Source organism: Ruegeria sp. AL12 (assembly GCF_056540885.1).
Map to the genome: position 1 here is coordinate 115810 of NZ_JBQFXN010000002.1, position 17839 is coordinate 133648.

The 17839-nt window shown below is 56.3% G+C and carries 13 protein-coding genes; 3 read left to right on the forward strand and 10 right to left on the reverse strand.

All coding sequences use genetic code 11. The features are described 5' to 3' along the window. Nucleotides 1-20: 20 nt before the first annotated feature. Nucleotides 21-1004 carry a Bug family tripartite tricarboxylate transporter substrate binding protein gene (locus ACR0C6_RS08405; protein ID WP_480618866.1) on the reverse strand — a complete coding sequence of 328 codons (984 nt, stop codon included), beginning with the start codon at nt 1002-1004 and terminating at the stop codon, nt 21-23. Nucleotides 1005-1111: 107 nt separating this feature from the next. On the opposite strand from ACR0C6_RS08405, the gene ACR0C6_RS08410 reads away from it, so the two are divergent. Genes ACR0C6_RS08410 through ACR0C6_RS08420 form a run of 3 tightly spaced genes read left to right on the forward strand, consistent with a single transcriptional unit; the run spans nt 1112 to nt 4135 of the window. Then, entirely contained in the window at nt 1112-1780 is a 669-nt protein-coding gene (locus tag ACR0C6_RS08410; protein ID WP_152460309.1) for a response regulator transcription factor, read from the forward strand. Then, the gene (locus ACR0C6_RS08415; protein WP_480446405.1) at nt 1770-3149 is read left to right on the forward strand and encodes a sensor histidine kinase; all 1380 of its coding nucleotides are present in this window, start codon (nt 1770-1772) and stop codon (nt 3147-3149) included. Before ACR0C6_RS08410 ends, ACR0C6_RS08415 begins: the two co-directional genes overlap by 11 nt. Further along, on the forward strand, nt 3128-4135 hold the full coding sequence (locus ACR0C6_RS08420) for an ABC transporter substrate-binding protein (RefSeq protein WP_480446404.1): 1008 nt from the start codon (nt 3128-3130) through the stop codon (nt 4133-4135). Before ACR0C6_RS08415 ends, ACR0C6_RS08420 begins: the two co-directional genes overlap by 22 nt. A gap of 11 nt (nt 4136-4146) precedes the next feature. Here the strand turns inward: ACR0C6_RS08420 and ACR0C6_RS08425 are convergent, their stop codons facing one another. The 9 genes from ACR0C6_RS08425 to ACR0C6_RS08465 form a co-directional block, all read right to left on the reverse strand. Continuing rightward, nucleotides 4147-5463, reverse strand: a complete 1317-nt coding sequence (locus ACR0C6_RS08425; RefSeq protein WP_480446403.1) for an HlyD family type I secretion periplasmic adaptor subunit — start codon at nt 5461-5463, stop codon at nt 4147-4149. Further along, nucleotides 5463-7202 carry a type I secretion system permease/ATPase gene (locus ACR0C6_RS08430; protein WP_480618867.1) on the reverse strand — a complete coding sequence of 580 codons (1740 nt, stop codon included), beginning with the start codon at nt 7200-7202 and terminating at the stop codon, nt 5463-5465. The genes ACR0C6_RS08425 and ACR0C6_RS08430 overlap by 1 nt, the downstream gene beginning before the upstream one ends. A gap of 745 nt (nt 7203-7947) precedes the next feature. Further along, entirely contained in the window at nt 7948-10866 is a 2919-nt protein-coding gene (locus ACR0C6_RS08435; RefSeq protein WP_480618868.1) for a M10 family metallopeptidase C-terminal domain-containing protein, read from the reverse strand. Nucleotides 10867-11339: 473 nt separating this feature from the next. Continuing rightward, nucleotides 11340-12845 carry a mannitol dehydrogenase family protein gene (locus tag ACR0C6_RS08440; RefSeq protein WP_480618869.1) on the reverse strand — a complete coding sequence of 502 codons (1506 nt, stop codon included), beginning with the start codon at nt 12843-12845 and terminating at the stop codon, nt 11340-11342. Beyond that, the gene (locus ACR0C6_RS08445) at nt 12845-13618 is read right to left on the reverse strand and encodes an L-iditol 2-dehydrogenase (protein WP_480446400.1); all 774 of its coding nucleotides are present in this window, start codon (nt 13616-13618) and stop codon (nt 12845-12847) included. The genes ACR0C6_RS08440 and ACR0C6_RS08445 overlap by 1 nt, the downstream gene beginning before the upstream one ends. Continuing rightward, nucleotides 13615-14619 (reverse strand): ABC transporter ATP-binding protein, encoded by a 1005-nt coding sequence (locus ACR0C6_RS08450; RefSeq protein ID WP_171228787.1) that lies wholly within the window; start codon nt 14617-14619, stop codon nt 13615-13617. Before ACR0C6_RS08450 ends, ACR0C6_RS08445 begins: the two co-directional genes overlap by 4 nt. Nucleotides 14620-14631: 12 nt before the next feature. After that, a complete protein-coding gene (locus tag ACR0C6_RS08455; protein ID WP_152460301.1) occupies nt 14632-15462 on the reverse strand; it encodes a carbohydrate ABC transporter permease in 831 nt (276 codons plus the stop codon). Nucleotides 15463-15474: 12 nt separating this feature from the next. Then, the gene (locus ACR0C6_RS08460) at nt 15475-16341 is read right to left on the reverse strand and encodes a carbohydrate ABC transporter permease (RefSeq protein WP_171228786.1); all 867 of its coding nucleotides are present in this window, start codon (nt 16339-16341) and stop codon (nt 15475-15477) included. 110 nt (nt 16342-16451) lie between these two features. Next, on the reverse strand, nt 16452-17756 hold the full coding sequence (locus ACR0C6_RS08465) for an ABC transporter substrate-binding protein (protein WP_152460299.1): 1305 nt from the start codon (nt 17754-17756) through the stop codon (nt 16452-16454). Between the last annotated feature and the right edge of the window lie 83 nt (nt 17757-17839).

The following is a 17839-nucleotide window of genomic DNA, read 5'->3' on the forward strand; positions in this document are numbered from 1 at the left end:
CCGCTCTGCCGAAAATGGACTTAGAGGAAGCCCAGCTTTTTCATCAGATCGCCGATCTGCTGTTCCTGCTGCTCCAGGAACGTCTGGAAATCTGCGCCCGAGTTGTGGATGTTGACCCAACCATTGCGTGCACGAACCTCTTCCCATTCCGGGGTGTCGTACATCTTGGCAATCGCTTCTTGGTAGGCGGCCAATTTTTCTTCGGGCAGACCGGGGGCCGCGAAGAAGCCGCGCCAGTTCACGAAGGTGGTATCAATACCCTGTTCCTTCATCGTCATCGCGTCAGGAGCCGCATCAACGCGCTCTTCGGATGTCACGCCGATAATCTTGACTTCACCCGCATTCGCCAGGTCGACCGCTTCCGAGAAACCGGTGGACAGGGCGGCGATTTCACCCGACAGCAGGGCCGCCATGGCTTTGCCGCCCGCATCATAGGGGATGTATTTCACGCCAAGCGCATCCTTGCCCGCCGCTTCCATTACCATCGCGGCGACCAGGTGGTCCATGCCGCCGGGAACCGAGCCGCCACCGATCGCTGTGCCGCCTGGGTCCGCATCAAAAGCGGCAAGCAGATCCGCCATCGAGTTGATCGGGCTGTCTTTGCCTACAACGATCGCGGCATAGTCGCCGATAGTGCCCGAAACCAGCGTCAGATCGCGGAAGTTGTGAGGAAATACTCCGGTCAATGAGCGGATCACGATCGGCGTCGAGTTCACCATCAGAGTGCCATGATTGCTGTCGGCATTTTCAATCAGATATCCAATGGCCTTGCCACCACCGCCGCCCGACATGTTTTCGTATGACGCCGTACCGACTAAACCAGCTTTTGTCAGCGCTTCGCCCGTGCCGCGCGCGGTTCCGTCCCAGCCGCCACCGGCGCCACCGGGGATCAGAAAGTGAATGCTGTCCACGACCTGATGGCCATCAGCCAAAGCCGGCCCTGCCAGGCCAATTGCGGCCACAGCCGCGATCAGGGCGCGACGGCCCAGTGTGAATGTCGTCATGATGTCCTCCCATTTGACAACCAGCCGCATGGCGGCTCAGATTGGGTGGAACAAAAACACATCAACCTGACATCAACCTGTCACGCACGAAAAATAGCAAAAACCCCATGAAATTCCTCCTTGTGGAAGACAATCTTGATCTGGCGAACGCCATCTGTTCGCGCATGAGGTTAGACGGCCATGTGGTTGATCATGCGTCTAAATTGGACGAGGCGACCGCCTTTACCGAAACTCAGGAATATGACCTTATTCTGTTGGATATCATGTTGCCGGATGGGGATGGGCGCGACTTTCTCAAACGGCATCGCGCAGGTCGCCTGGACACCCCCGTGATCGTTTTGACCGCACGCAGCCAGGTTTCGGATCGAATCGGTTCGCTGGATCTGGGGGCCGACGACTATGTCACCAAACCGTTCGACCACGCCGAACTCGAGGCCCGCTGCCGCGCCGTTCTGCGTCGCAAATCCGGGAATTCACGGACAACGATTGAAGTGGGCGGAATAGTCTTTGATCCATTGGCAGGTCATCTGACCGTAGGGGATGAGACTGTTTCGTTGCGCAATCGGGAACTGCGCCTTCTGGAACTGTTCATCAGCGCGCCTGGTCAGGTTTTTTCGAAACAGAAACTGACCGACCGGCTTTTTTCATATGATGACGATGTCTCGGACAATGCTATCGAGGTTTACGTTGGCCGCCTTCGGAAACATCTTGAACCGTCGGACCTGAAGATCACCACGCTTCGCGGTCTAGGATACAGGCTGGATCATGCCTCCTGATCCCCCTCCTGATCCCTATGTGTCAGGATCGCTTCGGAACAGGCTGGTCCTGACTTTGATCGGTGGTGCCGCGATATTGGCGTTTCTTTTGTTTGTCGCGGTTCGCAACTATGCCGCACAGGTCGCGCAGCAAGGGCAGGACAACATCCTGGGGGCATCGGTTACCTCAATTCTGGACGCGGCCGCCTTGCGCGACGGTCAGTTGGAGGTTGATATTCCCTATGCAGCTTTCGCCATGCTCAGCACGCCGTCCGACGATCGGGTTTTTTACGCGATTTTTCAGGATGGCGCGTTTCTGTCAGGATATGAAGATCTGCCGCCGGCCACTGGGCAATTCGACGGCAAGTGGAGCTTTCAAACCAGTCGGATAAGGGGTGAAACCATACGTCAGGTCAGTGCTCGGCGAACCCTGGTGGGCCTGAACAAACAAACCGTCATCGAGGTCGCTTTGGGCCAAACGCAGGATGCGCTTGCGGAAACTCTGGACCAGATTTCACGCAACGCGGCGATTTTGGGCATCGGGTTCTTTGCTCTTGCCGCTGCGCTGTCATTCTGGGCCACCTCGTCCACGATTGGCCAATTGAACAGGCTTACGACCTCTGTCACCCGGCGCGGCCCGCAGGACCTGAGCCCGTTCAAGAAACCCGTACCCCGCGAAATGGCGCCTTTGGTGGCGTCATTGAACTCTTTGATGGGGCGACTGGATCAGTCACTGAGCCAATCGGAAGATTTCATCGCCGAAGCGGCCCACCGGGTGCGCACCCCTTTGGCAACCGTTCGATCTTATGCCGATGCCACGTTGCAGAGGGTTGAAAAGGAAGAAAATCGCGAAGCATTGCGCTCAATGGTGCGGGCGATTGATGAAAGCTCGCGCGCGGCGGGGCAATTGCTGGATCATGCGATGATCACGTTCCGCGCCGATCATCTGGAGCGCGAAGACATTGATCTCAATGCTTTGGTCCGTGATCTGGTGCAGCGTCTCACGCCAATCGCCGAGATGAAGGACTTGTCGCTTTCCCTGAGTGGCGATCCAAAGGTTTCCTACTCGGGAGATCCGATTCTTATTCAAAACGCTGTGCGCAACATGATCGACAACGCTCTGAAATATGCCCCTGCGGACAGTTTTGTACGCATCGAGGTTGTTTCGGAGCCACGCATTCAGATAATTGTCAAAGACCGTGGGCCGGGGTTTCCTCCTGACGAGATCGGCACTTTGACGCGCCGTTTTGAGCGCGGGAAGAACGCAAGCGGAACCATCGGATCCGGATTGGGCCTTACAATCGTTCAGGACGTGGCATCTGCGCATGGTGGCTCACTGGAATTGACCAATCGGCAGGGGGGCGGCGCGTGCGTTATCTTATCGCTTTGATTTTCTTCAGCCTTCCTGTCGTTGCTGCCGCCCAAACCTGGGAGGACAGGCAGGTTTTCAACGCCTCAGCAAATGAGGCGCATCTACGCGTGATCTCAAGCACGGACACCTTTCTGTTCGAACCCTTGATTGCGGGTTTCATCGAAGAAAACCCCGGTATCTCTGTTGAATACCTGGTGACCGGCACCGCAGATATCGACCGAATAGTCCGCGCCGCGCCGGAAGACTTCGATGTTGTCATATCCAGCGCGATGGATCTGCAACTGAAGCTGGCAAACGACGGTTTCGGGCGAATCATCGACGACATACCGCTGCCATCCTGGGCGCAATGGCATCAAAGCCTTTTCGCGTTCACATCGGAACCGGCGACAATCGTGATTAACCGCGCGGCCTTTGCTGGCGGCCCCATCCCCGAGACCCGGCAACAACTGATCGAAATCCTTCGTTTGCGTCCCGATGATTTCAGGGGCCGTGTGGGCACCTATGACATCCGTCAATCAGGTCTGGGATATTTGTTCGCAACGCAGGATGCCCGCGCGTCCGAGACGTATTGGCGGCTTATGGAGGTGATGGGTGGATTGGACGTACGCCTGTACTGTTGTTCGGCGGATATGATCGATGACCTCGTCAAAGGTAAGATTGCAGTGGCTTACAACGTTCTGGGCAGCTATGCCGAAGCCCGCGCCGGAAGCAAGGACACTGTGGAAATCATTCTGCCGTCGGATTTTCAGACGACCATGATGCGCACGGCCATGGTGTTGAATGGCACCCCGCAACCGGACGCGGCCACGTCTTTTCTCAAACACCTGATTTCCAACCAAACCAAGCGGGTAGGCGACCCTGTTACCTTGCCGCCCTTGGCCCCACACGAAACTGGCACCGATCGCGAAATGATTGGGCTGGACCCGGGGCTCATGACATTTCTGGACAGGCTGAAACGCCGCCGTTTTCTGGCTGAATGGGAAAACGCGGTCATCCAGCGATAACCGCGTCCGCATCATTCGCGAAACGCGCGGTTGAAGTAGTCTGCCATCGGTTTCACAAGATAGGACAACGGCGTGCGTTCGTCGGTCTTGATCAGAGTCTCAACCGGCATACCCGGCAAAAGTTCCTGACCATTGAGCCGGTCGATCTCACCGTCGTTCAGCACCACTTCGGCGCGGTAAAAGGTGAAACCGGACTGTTCATCCGTGAAGGTGTCCGCCGAGACGTTGTTGACCTGTCCTTCGAGTTCGGGCGTTTCGCGTTGATTGAACGCCGGAAAGCGCAGGGCAACGGATTGCCCGACATGCAACTGATCCACATGGATCGCATCCACCCGCGCTGCCACCAACAGCGGCGTGTCCTGCGGAACCACATACATCATGGGTTCGCCCGGCTGAATGACCGATTGCAGGGCAAAGACCTGACTGCCGTAAACCGTTCCGCTGACAGGTGCGCGAATTTCAAGCCTGGCCAGACGTTCCGCCAGGGACAAACGTCGTTCCCACAGCTCTGCCACCTGCGCCTGAACGTCCCGCAAAGTGGTGATCGCTTCTTCCCGCCGGGTCGCGGTCAATTCGACAATCTTGATCTCGGTTGATGCAATCTGTCCCTTGAGGCGCGCAACGGAGGCTTCAAGTTTGCCGATTTCGCCTGTCAGACTGGCTTCTTCGCGTTGCAGCGCCAGCACGCGGCTGTTTTGTGTCAGACCCCTGCTCAACAGGCTCTTTTGATCTTTCAACTCCGCCGCGATCAACTCTGTCTGGCGGCGCAGCGAGACCAACTGAGCCTGCGTGCCTGCGATCTCGCTTTCTATCTGAACCAACTGTTTGCGCAGTTGTTCGTCCTGCTTGGACAGCGTTTCCAGCCGAGCATCGAACAGGTTCTGTTGCCCTGCAATCAGGTCCGGATCGATATCGTATTCTTTTTGAACCTCAGCCAGGCGCGTGGCCAATTCTTCGGATGTCAGGCCATCCCGCTCGGCCTCCAGCCGGGCGCGGCGGGCCAGCAGATCAAAGAGTTGAGATTCTACAATCGTCTGTTCTGAAGACAGAAATGTGTCATCCAACCGCAAAAGCAAATCGCCCGAGGCAACCGTATCACCGTCGCGCACGAAAATCTCGCCGACCACGCCGCCGTCAGGATGTTCAACGACCTGACGGTTGCTTTGAACTTCAATGACGCCCGAAGATACAATCGCCCCGGCCAGCCGCGTTTTCACGGCCCAAAGGCCCAACCCGCCGACCAGAATGCCAAGGGCAAGAAATCCCACCAGCGCAGGTATTTTGATGCCCCAGACGGGGACGGGTGTCTTGGTTGATTTTTTCGCCATTATTCACCTACGGGGCTAAGCTTGCGCTTAATCGCGCCCGCATTCTGGACCATTGCGTTCAGAACCTCATCGCGGCTGCCAAACCTCACCACTTGGCCTTTTTCCACAACAGCAAGATCGTCACATTCCGAAATGGCCTGCGGGCGGTGCGTCATGATGATGGCGGCCTTTCCCGCTTCCTTGAGGCCGCGCACGGCAGCATTCAAAGCTTCGGTGCCATCTGCGTCGAGGGCCGAGTTCGGTTCGTCCAAAATAAGAAGGACCGGGTCGCCATACAGCGCACGGGCCAGCGCAATGCGCTGTTTCTGACCGCCCGACAACTGACTGTCATTGCCTTCAAGGAAAGTGCCGTAACCCTTTTCCAATGACAGAATCAGTTCATGTGCCTTGGCCTTCTTGGCCGCCGCAACCACCGCTTCTGAATCCGGGTTTTCCGACATCCGTGCAATATTCTCAGCAACGGTTCCGTTGAACAGGGTCACCTGCTGCGGCAAGTATCCGATATGGCTGCCCAGATCGTTGGGATCATATTGGTCCAACGTGGCCCCGCCCAACCGGATCTCGCCAGCCGCCGGTCTCCAAAGCCCAAGCAGAGCCTTGGCCAGGGTCGTCTTGCCCGACCCACTTTTCCCGATCACACCAAGCGCCTTTCCCGGTTCCAGTTTCAGGTTAACATTCCGCAGTGTTGGCGCAGTGGCACCCGGAGGGATTACCGTCAGGGATTTGGCTTCCAATTGGGATTTGGGGATCGGCAAACGAATCCGCTGTTCCTCTGGCGGCGTCTGGTCCAGAAACCGGTTCAACGAACTCCACGCCGTGCGTGCCCGTTCGACCAAACTCCATTGGCCGACAGCCTGTTCCACCGGGGCCAAGGCCCGTCCCAAGAGAATCGAGCCCGCAATCATCGCCCCGGGCGTCATTTCGTTTTGTAGTACCAACCACGCGCCCAAAGCCAGCATGGCAGATTGCAGGAAAAGCCGAAGCGATTTCGTCAGCGATGTGAAGCTACCAGTCCAGTCACTGGCGGAAATGCTTTGACGCAAAGCTTCGGAACGCTGGTTCAACCACCGCCTGGTCACGTCCGCCTGCATTCCCTGAGAGCGCACAACCTCAGCTGCTTGCCTTGCGTGCTCGGAAAAGGCATTCGCCCGAGCCGCCGCGGATTGTGCCTCGGCCACCCTACGGCTGGTCAGGGCCTGGTTGAGTAATGCGATCACCACAAGCAGCACGCCACTTGCAACGGCCAACCAGCCAAGAAGTGGATGAAAAATGAATATCGCCCCCAGGAAGACAGGTGTCCACGGAATATCCATAACTGCAAGCAACACGGGCGAAGAGCACAAGGTGCGAATGGTCTCGAGATCGCGCAATGCAGTCGCCGGAGCCGATCGCACCTGAGGCACCAGAGATCGGCGCATTGTGGCTTCGAAAACGCGCTCATCCAGCTGCGACTGGAACCGCGCACCAAAGCGGGCAACAATACGACCGCGTGCATAGTCCAGCATGGCCATCAGCGCATAAAGCAACGCAACAAGCAAAAACAGTGCGGTCAGAGTTTCAACTGCCCGTGAACCAAGAACCCGATCATATACTTGCAGCATGAACAGTGGACCTGTCAGCATGAGCAGGTTGACGAAGATGCTGAACAAAAACGCCAAGGCCAGAAAGGCAATGCCCTGATTGCGCACGTTGCGCAATTCATGGCGAGGGGCCGCTGACAGGCGGTGTTGAGGTTTCACAGTTTAAAATCCACATCATTCGGACAGGCATCGCCGCATTTAGAAAGTTAGTTCAGCATTGCCAAGTTTGCACATGTTTTTTTGAGCAAGAAACCGCAGACAGCAGGCTGGAAGAAGCACTTTTTGGCCAACGTCGCAAAGACTGTCTCAACGTTTGAACTCGGTGGTTCCGACGCACAGTAACTATGCGGTCGCGGCCAAAAGCACCTGACCAGTTCCGAGGTCTAGGCCAACGCAAGGTTAGGTTGTCGGCGACGGATACGCCAATGATGGCCCACACGATGCGCATCAGGTGATGACTGATTGCAAAGCCTGGGTCAGCGCCCGAGATCAAAATAAGAGCGCCTACTCAGGCTGCACACAAGATGCGTGTTCGCGCATTTCAGCAGCGCGACCGCACAAACTATCAGGGCCAATAGGACAAACGAATAATACCTCCTTGCAAAGATGTTTGGAGTATCACCGTGATCGATCGCGGTACTTCGCGCGGTACACTATGGGTTTTAGATGTTGCCAGAACTGCCTTGAAACACCGGTGGTGGCTGGCTGGCGGCAGGGTATGTTGCTACGGCTACGCACAAACCTTGACGATTTGCTTTCACCCTGCTGTCAGGTTTGACAGAGCTGACAAGGCGGGCCTGCAGGGCCGGGACACTGATTGAAATCACAAACGTACTCAGAGAACTACGCCAGAAACGGCACCGTCAGTTTAACCGAACGAGCCGCCTCCAGCGCCAAAGGATCTTTAAATCCAAAAGCTGTCTTCGTCCAAATGGGGTGTAAGTGTCGGGCTGGCCTCGTCATCCTCGACCTCCAAGTTCCCACCCAATACGGCGGCCAATGAGTCTTCGGAAACGTTAAGCGCCCCGTCCTGAGCCTGATGCAAGCTCACCAGTGTGTAGTCGTCTTCTACGTCTTCGGGAGCCTCAAGATCAGGGACGAACTTTAGAATATCGACCGTTTCATCCCAATCGGACACACCCAAAACGTCTTCGCCCGTCGGTGTATTCTGATCGCCTTCAGTAAACCAAGCGAGTTTGGGCAATCCGTATCCCACTGTCCCACTGCCGTCGATATCAAAACCATAGAAGGTTTCGACCGCCACCACGTCAGGGACGGTGTTGGAACTGACATATACACCATTGGAATCCGTGACCCATTCACCGTAAGTTCCGTCCGAATTCTTCCACAATACCCGGTAGCCGCCACCTGAAGCCTCGGCGTGAATGGCCTGCCAGCCCGCGAAGCTGTTCGGTCCGACGGTGGCGTTGTTGAATGTCAACTTGGTGGTGCCGCCAATCAGATATTCACCTTGCGTTGTCGCCCCCAGCGTTGTCGCGCCGTTGGATTCAATACTGATCGTTCCATGCCCCGTCAGCCCGTCATTGTTCAGGTCAACGCCATAGAAGACCTCTACATCCGCAACATTGGTGATTGTTGTACTGCTTTGGAATTCACCAGCCGCATTCGTCGTCCATTCACCGTAGGACCCATCCGAGTTCTTCCACAACACCCGATAGCCGCCACCTGAAGCCTCGGCCTGAACGGCCTGCCAACCCGGGAAGCTGCCAGGACCGGCATTAGCCTGGTTGAGCTTCAAGTCGATGCTGCTGCCGATTACATATGCGCCATTGGTTGACGATCCCAGCGTCGTGGAACCGTTGGATTCGATGCTGGTCGTGATATGGCCGATTTGCCCATCATTGTTCAGATTTGCGCCATAAAAGACCTCGACATCCCTGACGTCGTCTATGGTGCTGCTGCTGACAAAACGACCATTAGCATCCGTCACCCATTCCCCAAACGTGCCATTAGCATTCTTCCAAAGCACCCTGTAGCCGCCGCCCGAAGCCTCGGCGTGAATGGCCTGCCAGCCAGGGAAACTGCCCGCGCCGGCTTTGGCACCGTTTAAGGTCAGTTCAATGGTGCCATTAATCAAGTATGAACCCAAGCTTGACGAAACGAGTGTCGTGGAGCCAGTGGTTTCAACCGTGACCGTACCATGACCCGTCAGCCCGTCATTGTTCAAATCAGCACCATAGAAGGCCTCAACATCAGCCACGTTGCCGATGCTACTGCTGCTGAGGAACTGACCATTGGCATTGACGGTCCATTCCCCGTACGTCCCATCCACGTTTTTCCACAGCACTTTGTAACCGCCACCCGAAGCCTCGGCCTGAATGGCCTGCCAGCCGGCGATCGTGTTTTGACCAACAGCCTGACCATTAAATACCAGCGTCACGTTCGAGCTGCCTGCATCCAGAACGTAAATGCCCTGACTTGCATGTTTCAGTGTGGTGCCGGTCGTCTCGATATCCGAAAGCTGCATGGCAGCTTCGATATTCGAACGAGTATACGCCTGTGATCCATTCAGGAACTGAATGGCCTCGACATCATCTTCTACCGTGAAGGTGATACGTGAAACGGCATCGATAAATTCGTATTTCGTGCCGTTTTTAATGAACAGATAGCTGCTGATGGCGCTGACAAATCGGATTGTGTCAGTACCGCTTCCTCCGGAAAACGAGCCGGCATTGTTGGTCACAATGGCCCAATCGTCGCCCTGGCCGCCGAAAACCTGGTCTGCGCCGGAACCGTTCGCCAGATAGATGGTGTCGTTCCCCAAGCCGCCATAAACGGTGTTGTTGTTGGTTCCGTCGGACACTGAATAGATCTTATCGTGTCCATGGTTGCCATTCAGAACGTTCTGAGCGGTATTCCCGACGATCACGTCGTCACCGGTCCCGCCGATCGCGTTTTCAATCACAACGCCATGCGCGATTGTAAAGCCGCCCTTTATGCCCTCTGCGTAGGACACTACGCCGCCGCCGGTCTCGGAATAATCCAGTGTTGCGGCCCGCAGGTCGATCCGCGCCTTCGAACTGCCGACATGCTGGATGGTATCGTTTCCACCAGTATCCCAAATAGACTGATAGCCGGTACCCCCAACGTTTGCCCAAGGAAGCGTGTAGGTATTGTTGGCTGAGTTGTGGCTGGTATTGGCGCCATACATCGCCTGCAACGCAGCAATGTCCAAAGCGCCAAGACCCGTTGAACCACCATAAGTCGCGTTGACAGAGAGAATTCCGTTCTTTTCGGTCCAGCCATCATTATACGACATCACCGTGTAGACACCCTGATTCAGGCTGCCGGTCCCGAAAGAGTCAAATGGCGATGTAACGCCATTCATCACGGTTGTACCCAAACCGGTGTCGTGGGGATGACCCAACCCTAGCGCGTGACCCAGTTCGTGGAGCAACGTAGTAAAGAAAAACCCGCCCGGATCGCCGTTTCCATTTGTTCCGGCAGTCCAGTAAGCGGTGTTGAAGGCGCCTTCGGAGGGGTTGCGCGATGGCGTGTAGTGGTAGCCAAGCGTTCTGGGATTTGAAAAAAAGCTTGTGGGCGCAATAACTTCCACCAAGTCGGCAGAGGCACTGCCGGATTCGACAAAAGTCACATTTGCGACTGCTTCAATTGCAGAGAGAGCCGCTCGGAATTCTGCTTTGTATTCCGCAGTCCACGCTTGTGTACCCGCGTATTGTTCGAAGTGATAAGAAATTACGGTGGTGGTCGCAGGATTGCCGTCACCGTAGGCAACAAAACCTTGTATTGGACTGAGCGGAGAAGAAGCGGAAGGTCTTGGTATTATAGTCGTAGTAGCCATTGCTCAGCCCTGTACCTCGGAAGATTTGATTGCACTCGGATGCACGCTTAAATTGTTCTTTTTATGACAAACTACTATGCACCAATCCTTTTGAAACAGCAGGTGACACCATGTTTCAAATGACACTTTCTTTCAACGGCAGAACCGTCGCATAAGTGCAACAGAAACCCGCGATCCTTGGCTGAACCGGGCATCTGCGGCCGTTTAGGGTTTTGGGCATTCTACCCAATATTTTTTCATTTTTTGGGACCCGTTATCGGAGCTTTTGATCCGGTGGCAAACTTTCGCTTATTCCATGGACTCTGTAGTGGGGATTTGCCCAAGGCGGTGAACCGGTCAGAGCCGCCGAGGGTGACATCCATGCCATTTTCGGCAGATTGCAGGCCCTATTTGCGTCAACGTCAGACAAGGCTCCAAGGGTCAGATACCGCACCGCATGGGTCCCGATTGAACCGAGCGCCGAGATTGATTTGCTACGTTGAACCGTTGGCAACATACTCAGCAATGGCGGCCCGGCTGCCACGCTGCCATATCAGGGTCAGCCAGCGGGCAAAGGCGTTGGAAAACTGTGTGCTGATTCCAAAATCACCGCTGTAGAAACCCTGTTCCAGCCAAAGCTCAGGATCAGCTTTGGACGCTTTTGCGGTGCTGTTCAGGCTTTCCCACTGGGGATCATTGGGAGTGATCTCGGAGCCATCTTCACGAATACCCGCGCACATCCGGCACCAGAACGCTTCGGCGAGAGCGAGCCCGTTTGCGTAAGACCCTGATGCCAGAGCATCACGCAGCGACGGCAGCAAAAATCCGGGATGTCTTGCCGATCCGTCGAATGCAACCCTGCGTGTGGTGTCGTGAATCGCCGTGTTTGCAAATCGGCTTTCGATCAACTCAAGGTACTCACTTGCAGTGGTTTCGGGAACCGCTTCGACATGCGGAAGGATTTCTTCGACCTGCACTTTTCGAAAAAACGCCACGATGTCCGGGTCCTTCATGCAGTCGGCAATCGTCGGAACACTCAGTATTTCTCCGACATTCGCCAACAGTTGATGACCTCCGTTCAAAATGCGCAACTTCATGGTCTCGTAACCATGGACGTTGTTAGTCAGTATTGCGCCGACGTTTTCGAGGGGCGGGCGCCCGGCGCAGAAGGCATCCTCGATGACCCATTGACGAAAGTTCTCATGCGAGACGGGCGCTCTGTCATCGACGCCAAGGGCGCGGCATTGCGATACCAATTGGTCGGTGGTCGCTGGTACGATGCAATCCACCATCGAGTTCGGAAACGCGCCATGCCTGTCGATCCAGTCGGCCAGTTCCGGGTCGAACATGCGCGCCAATCCCACAACACAGTTTCGCAAAATCGTTCCGTTGCCCTGAAGATTGTCGCAGCTGAGCGCCGTGAACGGGGTCAACCCCTCGGCGCGCCGTCGTCTGAGTGCCGCAACCATTGCGCCAAAGGCCGTACGGGGCTGATTGGGGTTTTCTGCGTCATGACGGATATCTGCGTGGTCGAAATCGAATGCGCCGCTGTTGGCATCCAGAAAATATCCCCCTTCGGTAACAGTCAGCGAAACGATCCGGGTGGCCGGGTCGGCCATCGCGTGGATGAGGGCAGCGTTGTTTTCTTCGATCGGCAGGTAATCGATCATCGGGCCAATCACCTCGGCGGACATTCCGTTTGGCCCCAACTCGATCAGCGTTGTGAGGCAATCCTGCGCCAGCAATCGTTCTCGCATGACAGCGTCATAGCTTCGCACACCCGCTCCGACGATTGCCCAGTCATGGGCCAACCCCTGCTGCATGAGCTGATGGATATACCAGGCCTGATGCGCGCGATGGAAATTACCCAATCCTATATGAACTATGCCCGGCGTCAGATCCGTACGTTCATACATCGGAGTCTTCACGGTGGTTGGCAGCTTGGAAAGGCTCTCTTGCCGCAGCCGTGCAGGGGTTTTTGCGTTCGCCACAGGGTCCATCAGCTCATCCAATTTCCGCCGTCGACATTGTAAGTCTGCGCGACGATATACTTGGCCTCGTCAGAGGCCAGAAAAACCGCCATGCCCGTCAGGTCTTCCGCGCGCCCCATGCGGCCATATGGAACAGCTGCCGCCACTTCGCGCTTCTTCTGGCCAAGGGGCTTGCCTTCGTGTTTTGCAAAAAAGGCGTCCACGCCATCCCAGTGTTCGCCATCGACGACACCGGGGGCAATCGCGTTTACATTGATCCCATGAGAAATCAGGTTCAGCCCCGCCGATTGGGTCAGTGATATGATCGCCGCCTTGCTGGCGCAGTAGACAGCGACCAAAGGTTCACCCCTTCGCCCGGCCTGCGAGGCCATATTGATAATTCGGCCTTTGGTTCCGTGCTCGATCATATGTTTGGCGACGGCCTGCATCGTAAACAGCGCGCCCGCGACGTTGATGTCAAACACCCGATTGTAGTCGGCGCGCTCGATCTCGACGAATGGTGCGGCGCTGAAGATGGCCGCGTTGTTGATCAGAATGTCGATTGGGCCGAATTGCGCCGCGGTTTTGGCTATGGCCTGATCGATGCTCTGCTGGTCGGTCACGTCCATTTCGACAGCGAAAGCTGCCGCGCCGATTCCAGCGGCCGCGTCCTGCGCGCGCTGGATGTCGATGTCGGCGACGGCGACCCGCGCGCCCTCTGCCACGTAGGCCTTGGCAAATGCCAATCCAATTCCCCGCGCAGCCCCTGTAATCAGGGCGGTTTTGCCCGTCAGACGTTTCATTCGATCCGCAGACCGTCTGCGTCAAATCTGTGGATCACATCGGCACGTGGGGTCAGATGAATGCGATCCCCATGGCGGAAACCAACCTCGCCATCGGCACGAACAGTGATTGTCTCGGCCAGTCCGGTGTCGTGGACGTGGAAAAACGTGTCCGAACCAAGATGCTCAGAGACGCTGACACGCCCGGACCATTCTCCTTCGGAGTCCGACACCGCGATGTGTTCCGGTCGAATGCCGATCGTTCGTGCGCCGTGCTTTGCCGCTTCGGGCCCTTCGATAAAATTCATCTTGGGCGAGCCAATGAATCCTGCAACAAACAGGTTGCGAGGCGTTCGGTACAGTTCCAGCGGGCTGCCAACCTGTTCGATCACGCCAGCCTGGAGCACAACGATCTTGTCCGCCATCGTCATGGCTTCGACCTGATCGTGGGTGACGTAGATCATCGTTGTCGCGAGGCGTTCATGCAGCTCGCTGATCTCCAACCGCATGCCCACCCGCAAAGCTGCGTCGAGGTTTGAAAGCGGTTCGTCGAACAGGAACGCGGCCGGTTCACGAACGATAGCCCGACCAATGGCGACGCGCTGGCGTTGACCACCGGACAACTGGCCCGGGCGGCGATCCAGGTAATCGGTCAGGTTCAGGACACTGGCCGCGCCCTCAACCCGCTTATCGATTTCAGCCTGATCCAGTTTCGCCATGCGCAACGGAAATGCGATGTTCTTGCGAACGGTCATATGCGGGTAAAGCGCATAAGACTGGAACACCATTGCCAGCCCCCGTTTGGCGGGCGGTACTTCTGTTGCGTCTGCTCCATCGATTTCTATGTGGCCACTGGTGATGTCTTCCAGCCCTGCGATCAGGCGCAGCAGCGTGGATTTTCCGCAGCCCGAAGGGCCGACGAAAACGGTGAACTCGCCATCTTCAATGGTCAGGTCCAGCGGAGGGATGACCTGAACGTCGCCGAAGCTTTTGGTCACGGACTTGAGTTGTATGCGTCCCATGAGGAATGCTCCTTATTTCACAGCGCCGAAGGTCAGGCCGCGGACAAGTTGTTTCTGGCTGAACCAGCCAAGGATCAGGATCGGTGCAATTGCCATGGTCGAGGCCGCGCTGAGCTTGGCAAAGAACAGGCCCTCGGGGCTGGAATAGCTGGCGATGAAGGCCGTGAGCGGTGCCGCGTCAACAGCGGTCAGATTGAGGGTCCAGAACGCCTCGTTCCACGCAAGGATAAAGTTCAGCAGGACGGTCGAAGCGATGCCGGGAATGGCCATGGGGGTTAGGACATAGAGGATTTCCTCTTTCAGCGTCGCCCCATCCATCCGCGCGGCTTCCAGAATTTCACCCGGAATTTCGCGGAAATAAGTGTAAAGCATCCAGACGATGATCGGCAGGTTGATCAGCATCAGCACCACGACCAACCCTCCGCGCGTATCCAGAAGGCCCAGTTGGATGAACAGCAAGTAGATCGGGTACAACACACCTACGGCTGGCAGCATCTTGGTGGACAGCATCCACAACAGGATGTCCTTGGTTCGTTTGGACGGAACAAACGCCATCGCCCAGGCGGCGGGCACGGCGATGATCACACCCAGCATGGTCGATCCACCGGCGATGATCACCGAATTCCACAGGAAACGCATATAGTCCGAGCGTTCCTGCACGATGGCGTAGTTTTCCAGCGTCCAGTCAAAGTTCAAAAACAGGGGCGGGCTGGCAATGGCCTGCGCTTCGGTTTTGAAGCTGGTCAGGATCGTCCAGAGGATCGGGAAGAAAATCAGCAGTCCAACAGCCCAGGCAAGGGCGGTGTTCAGCGATTTGCGTCGGGATGTGACAGCGCGGGCCATGGGTTTTCCTCCTCACGCGTCCAGGTTCTTGCCGACGATGCGCATCAGGAAGATCGCAACTATATTGGCAAGGATGATTGCGTAGACACCTCCGGCTGATCCAAGGCCGACATTCTGGCTTTCCAACACGCGCTGGAAGATCAGGTAGGTGAGTGTACGGGTGCCGAAAGCGCCGCCTGTGGTCACGAAGATCTCGGCGAAAATCGACAAGAGAAAGATTGTTTGGATCAGGATCACAATGGTGATCGCACGGCCCAGATGCGGCAGAATGATGTGATAAAAGCGCTTCAACGGCGGTGCACCATCCATCTCGGCTGCTTCCAGTTGCTCGCTGTCCAGCGACTGAATGGCGGTCAACAGGATCAGCGTTGCAAAGGGCAGCCATTGCCACGAAACGATCATTATGATCGAGGTCATCGACGCCTCGGACAACCACGAGATCGGCTCGGCCCCGAAAAAACGCCACAGATGGGCCAGCAAACCATTGACCGGGTCCATGAACATGTTCTTCCACACCAGCGCAGACACGGTGGGCATGACGAAGAACGGCGCGATAACAAGGATTCGGACAATGCCTTGCCCCCACATCGGCTGATCCAGCAGCATGGCAAGCAGAATTCCGAGAATGACGGTTATGATCAGAACACCGCCAACAATGACCAACGTTGCCTGCACCGCGGGCCAGAATGTACTGGACGAGACAAAGCGGACGTAGTTGTCGAGCCCGACCCAGCCCAGATCACCCCCGCGCAGAGGCAGATATTTTTTGAAGGAAAAGTACAGCGTCATCGTCAATGGCACGAGCATCCAGCCAAGCAGCAGGACCACTGCGGGTGCCATCATAAGGCGAGCAACGGATCGGGAGTGTTGAGTAGCCATTACGCAAACCCTCTCTGTTCAGGCGTAACTCAGCCTGCGAGAAAAACGCGAGTTGTGGAAGTGGAAGAGAGCAGGGGACAGATCACCTGTCCCCTACTGGGAGGGATGCCTCAGTACCCTGCGGCTTCCATTTCTTCAGCCGTAAAGGCCTGCGCCTTTTCAAGCGCTTCATCTACAGTCTGCTGTCCGGCATAAACCGCCGAGAATTCCTGACTGACCTGTGTGGCAATGCCCGCGAATTCCGGGATCGCAACGAACTGGATGCCAGTGTAGGGTGTCGGCTTGGCGCAGCAGTTCTGCGGGTCGGCCAACAGGATCGACTCGAGCGTCATCTTGGCGAACGGAATGTCCTTGTAGTTCGCGTTCTCATAAAGCGAGGTACGCGCGCCCGGAGGGACATTGGCCCAACCTTCGTTTTCCGCCACCAGTTCGATGTAATCCTTCGAGGTCGCCCATTCGATGAACTGCTTGGCTGCATCCTCTTTCTGGGTTCCCGCCGGAATGGCCAGTGCCCAGGCCCACAGCCAGTTGGCGCGCTTGTCGACGCCTTCCGAATTTGGTGCCAGAGCAAACCCGACCTTGTCCGCGACAGTTGAATCATCCGGATTTGTCACGAAGGACGCCGCAACGGTGGCGTCGATCCACATTCCGCACTTGCCTTGCTGGAACAGAGACAGGTTTTCGTTGAAACCGTTGGTCGCGTAGCCGGCAGGGCCTGATTCATTCATCATGTCGACAAAGAAAGTCAGCGCCTCTTTCCACTCAGGCTGGTCGAACTGAGGCTTCCAGTCCTCATCAAACCATCGTGCGCCGAAGGAATTCGCGGTCACGGTGATAAAGGCACCGCCTTCACCCCAACCCGCCTTGCCACGCAGGCAGATGCCGTTGATATCGTTGTCACGGTCCGTCATCGCAGCCGCCGCCTCGCGGATGAACTGCCATGTTGGCGCCTCAGGCATCTCCATTCCGGCCTTTTCCATCAGGTCGGTGCGATACATGATCATCGAGCTTTCGCCATAGAACGGTGCCGCATACAGCGTACCCTCATGGCTCAGGCCACCCGCCATCGCAGGAAGCAGATCGCCGACATCATATTCCTCTGACAGTCCATCCAAAGGAACCAACCAGCCATTCGCGCCCCAGATCGGCGTTTCGTACATGCCGATGGTCATGATATCGAACTGACCGCCCTTGGTGGTGATGTCGGTGGTAACACGCTGACGCAAGACGTTCTCCTCCAGCGTCACCCATTCCACGTCGATACCAGTCGCCTCGGTAAAGTTGTCGGTATAGCCCTGCATCCGAATCATGTCGCCATTATTGACGGTTGCGATCGTGATCGTTTCTGCATGGGCCGCGGCCGTTGCGACAAAGGTTAATGCCGTCGCCGCACGAAGTGCATTCTTCAAATACATCCTTGTCCTCCCTGAGCTTGGATGCCGTACACAGAAAGTAGTGTGTAAATTGTCGCGGCGTCAATAAAAACTTTACGCGCGTT

What these genes read in the sequence shown, in the direction of transcription:
- ACR0C6_RS08410 (WP_152460309.1), top strand. Translation starts at nt 1,112, where the DNA reads ATGAAATTCCTCCTTGTGGAAGACAATCTTGATCTGGCGAACGCCATC.
- ACR0C6_RS08435 (WP_480618868.1), bottom strand. Translation starts at nt 10,866, where the DNA reads ATGGCTACTACGACTATAATACCAAGACCTTCCGCTTCTTCTCCGCTC.
- ACR0C6_RS08460 (WP_171228786.1), bottom strand. Translation starts at nt 16,341, where the DNA reads ATGGCTACTCAACACTCCCGATCCGTTGCTCGCCTTATGATGGCACCC.
- ACR0C6_RS08450 (WP_171228787.1), bottom strand. Translation starts at nt 14,619, where the DNA reads ATGGGACGCATACAACTCAAGTCCGTGACCAAAAGCTTCGGCGACGTT.
- ACR0C6_RS08425 (WP_480446403.1), bottom strand. Translation starts at nt 5,463, where the DNA reads ATGGCGAAAAAATCAACCAAGACACCCGTCCCCGTCTGGGGCATCAAA.
- ACR0C6_RS08440 (WP_480618869.1), bottom strand. Translation starts at nt 12,845, where the DNA reads ATGGACCCTGTGGCGAACGCAAAAACCCCTGCACGGCTGCGGCAAGAG.
- ACR0C6_RS08445 (WP_480446400.1), bottom strand. Translation starts at nt 13,618, where the DNA reads ATGAAACGTCTGACGGGCAAAACCGCCCTGATTACAGGGGCTGCGCGG.
- ACR0C6_RS08415 (WP_480446405.1), top strand. Translation starts at nt 1,770, where the DNA reads ATGCCTCCTGATCCCCCTCCTGATCCCTATGTGTCAGGATCGCTTCGG.
- ACR0C6_RS08405 (WP_480618866.1), bottom strand. Translation starts at nt 1,004, where the DNA reads ATGACGACATTCACACTGGGCCGTCGCGCCCTGATCGCGGCTGTGGCC.
- ACR0C6_RS08465 (WP_152460299.1), bottom strand. Translation starts at nt 17,756, where the DNA reads ATGTATTTGAAGAATGCACTTCGTGCGGCGACGGCATTAACCTTTGTC.
- ACR0C6_RS08455 (WP_152460301.1), bottom strand. Translation starts at nt 15,462, where the DNA reads ATGGCCCGCGCTGTCACATCCCGACGCAAATCGCTGAACACCGCCCTT.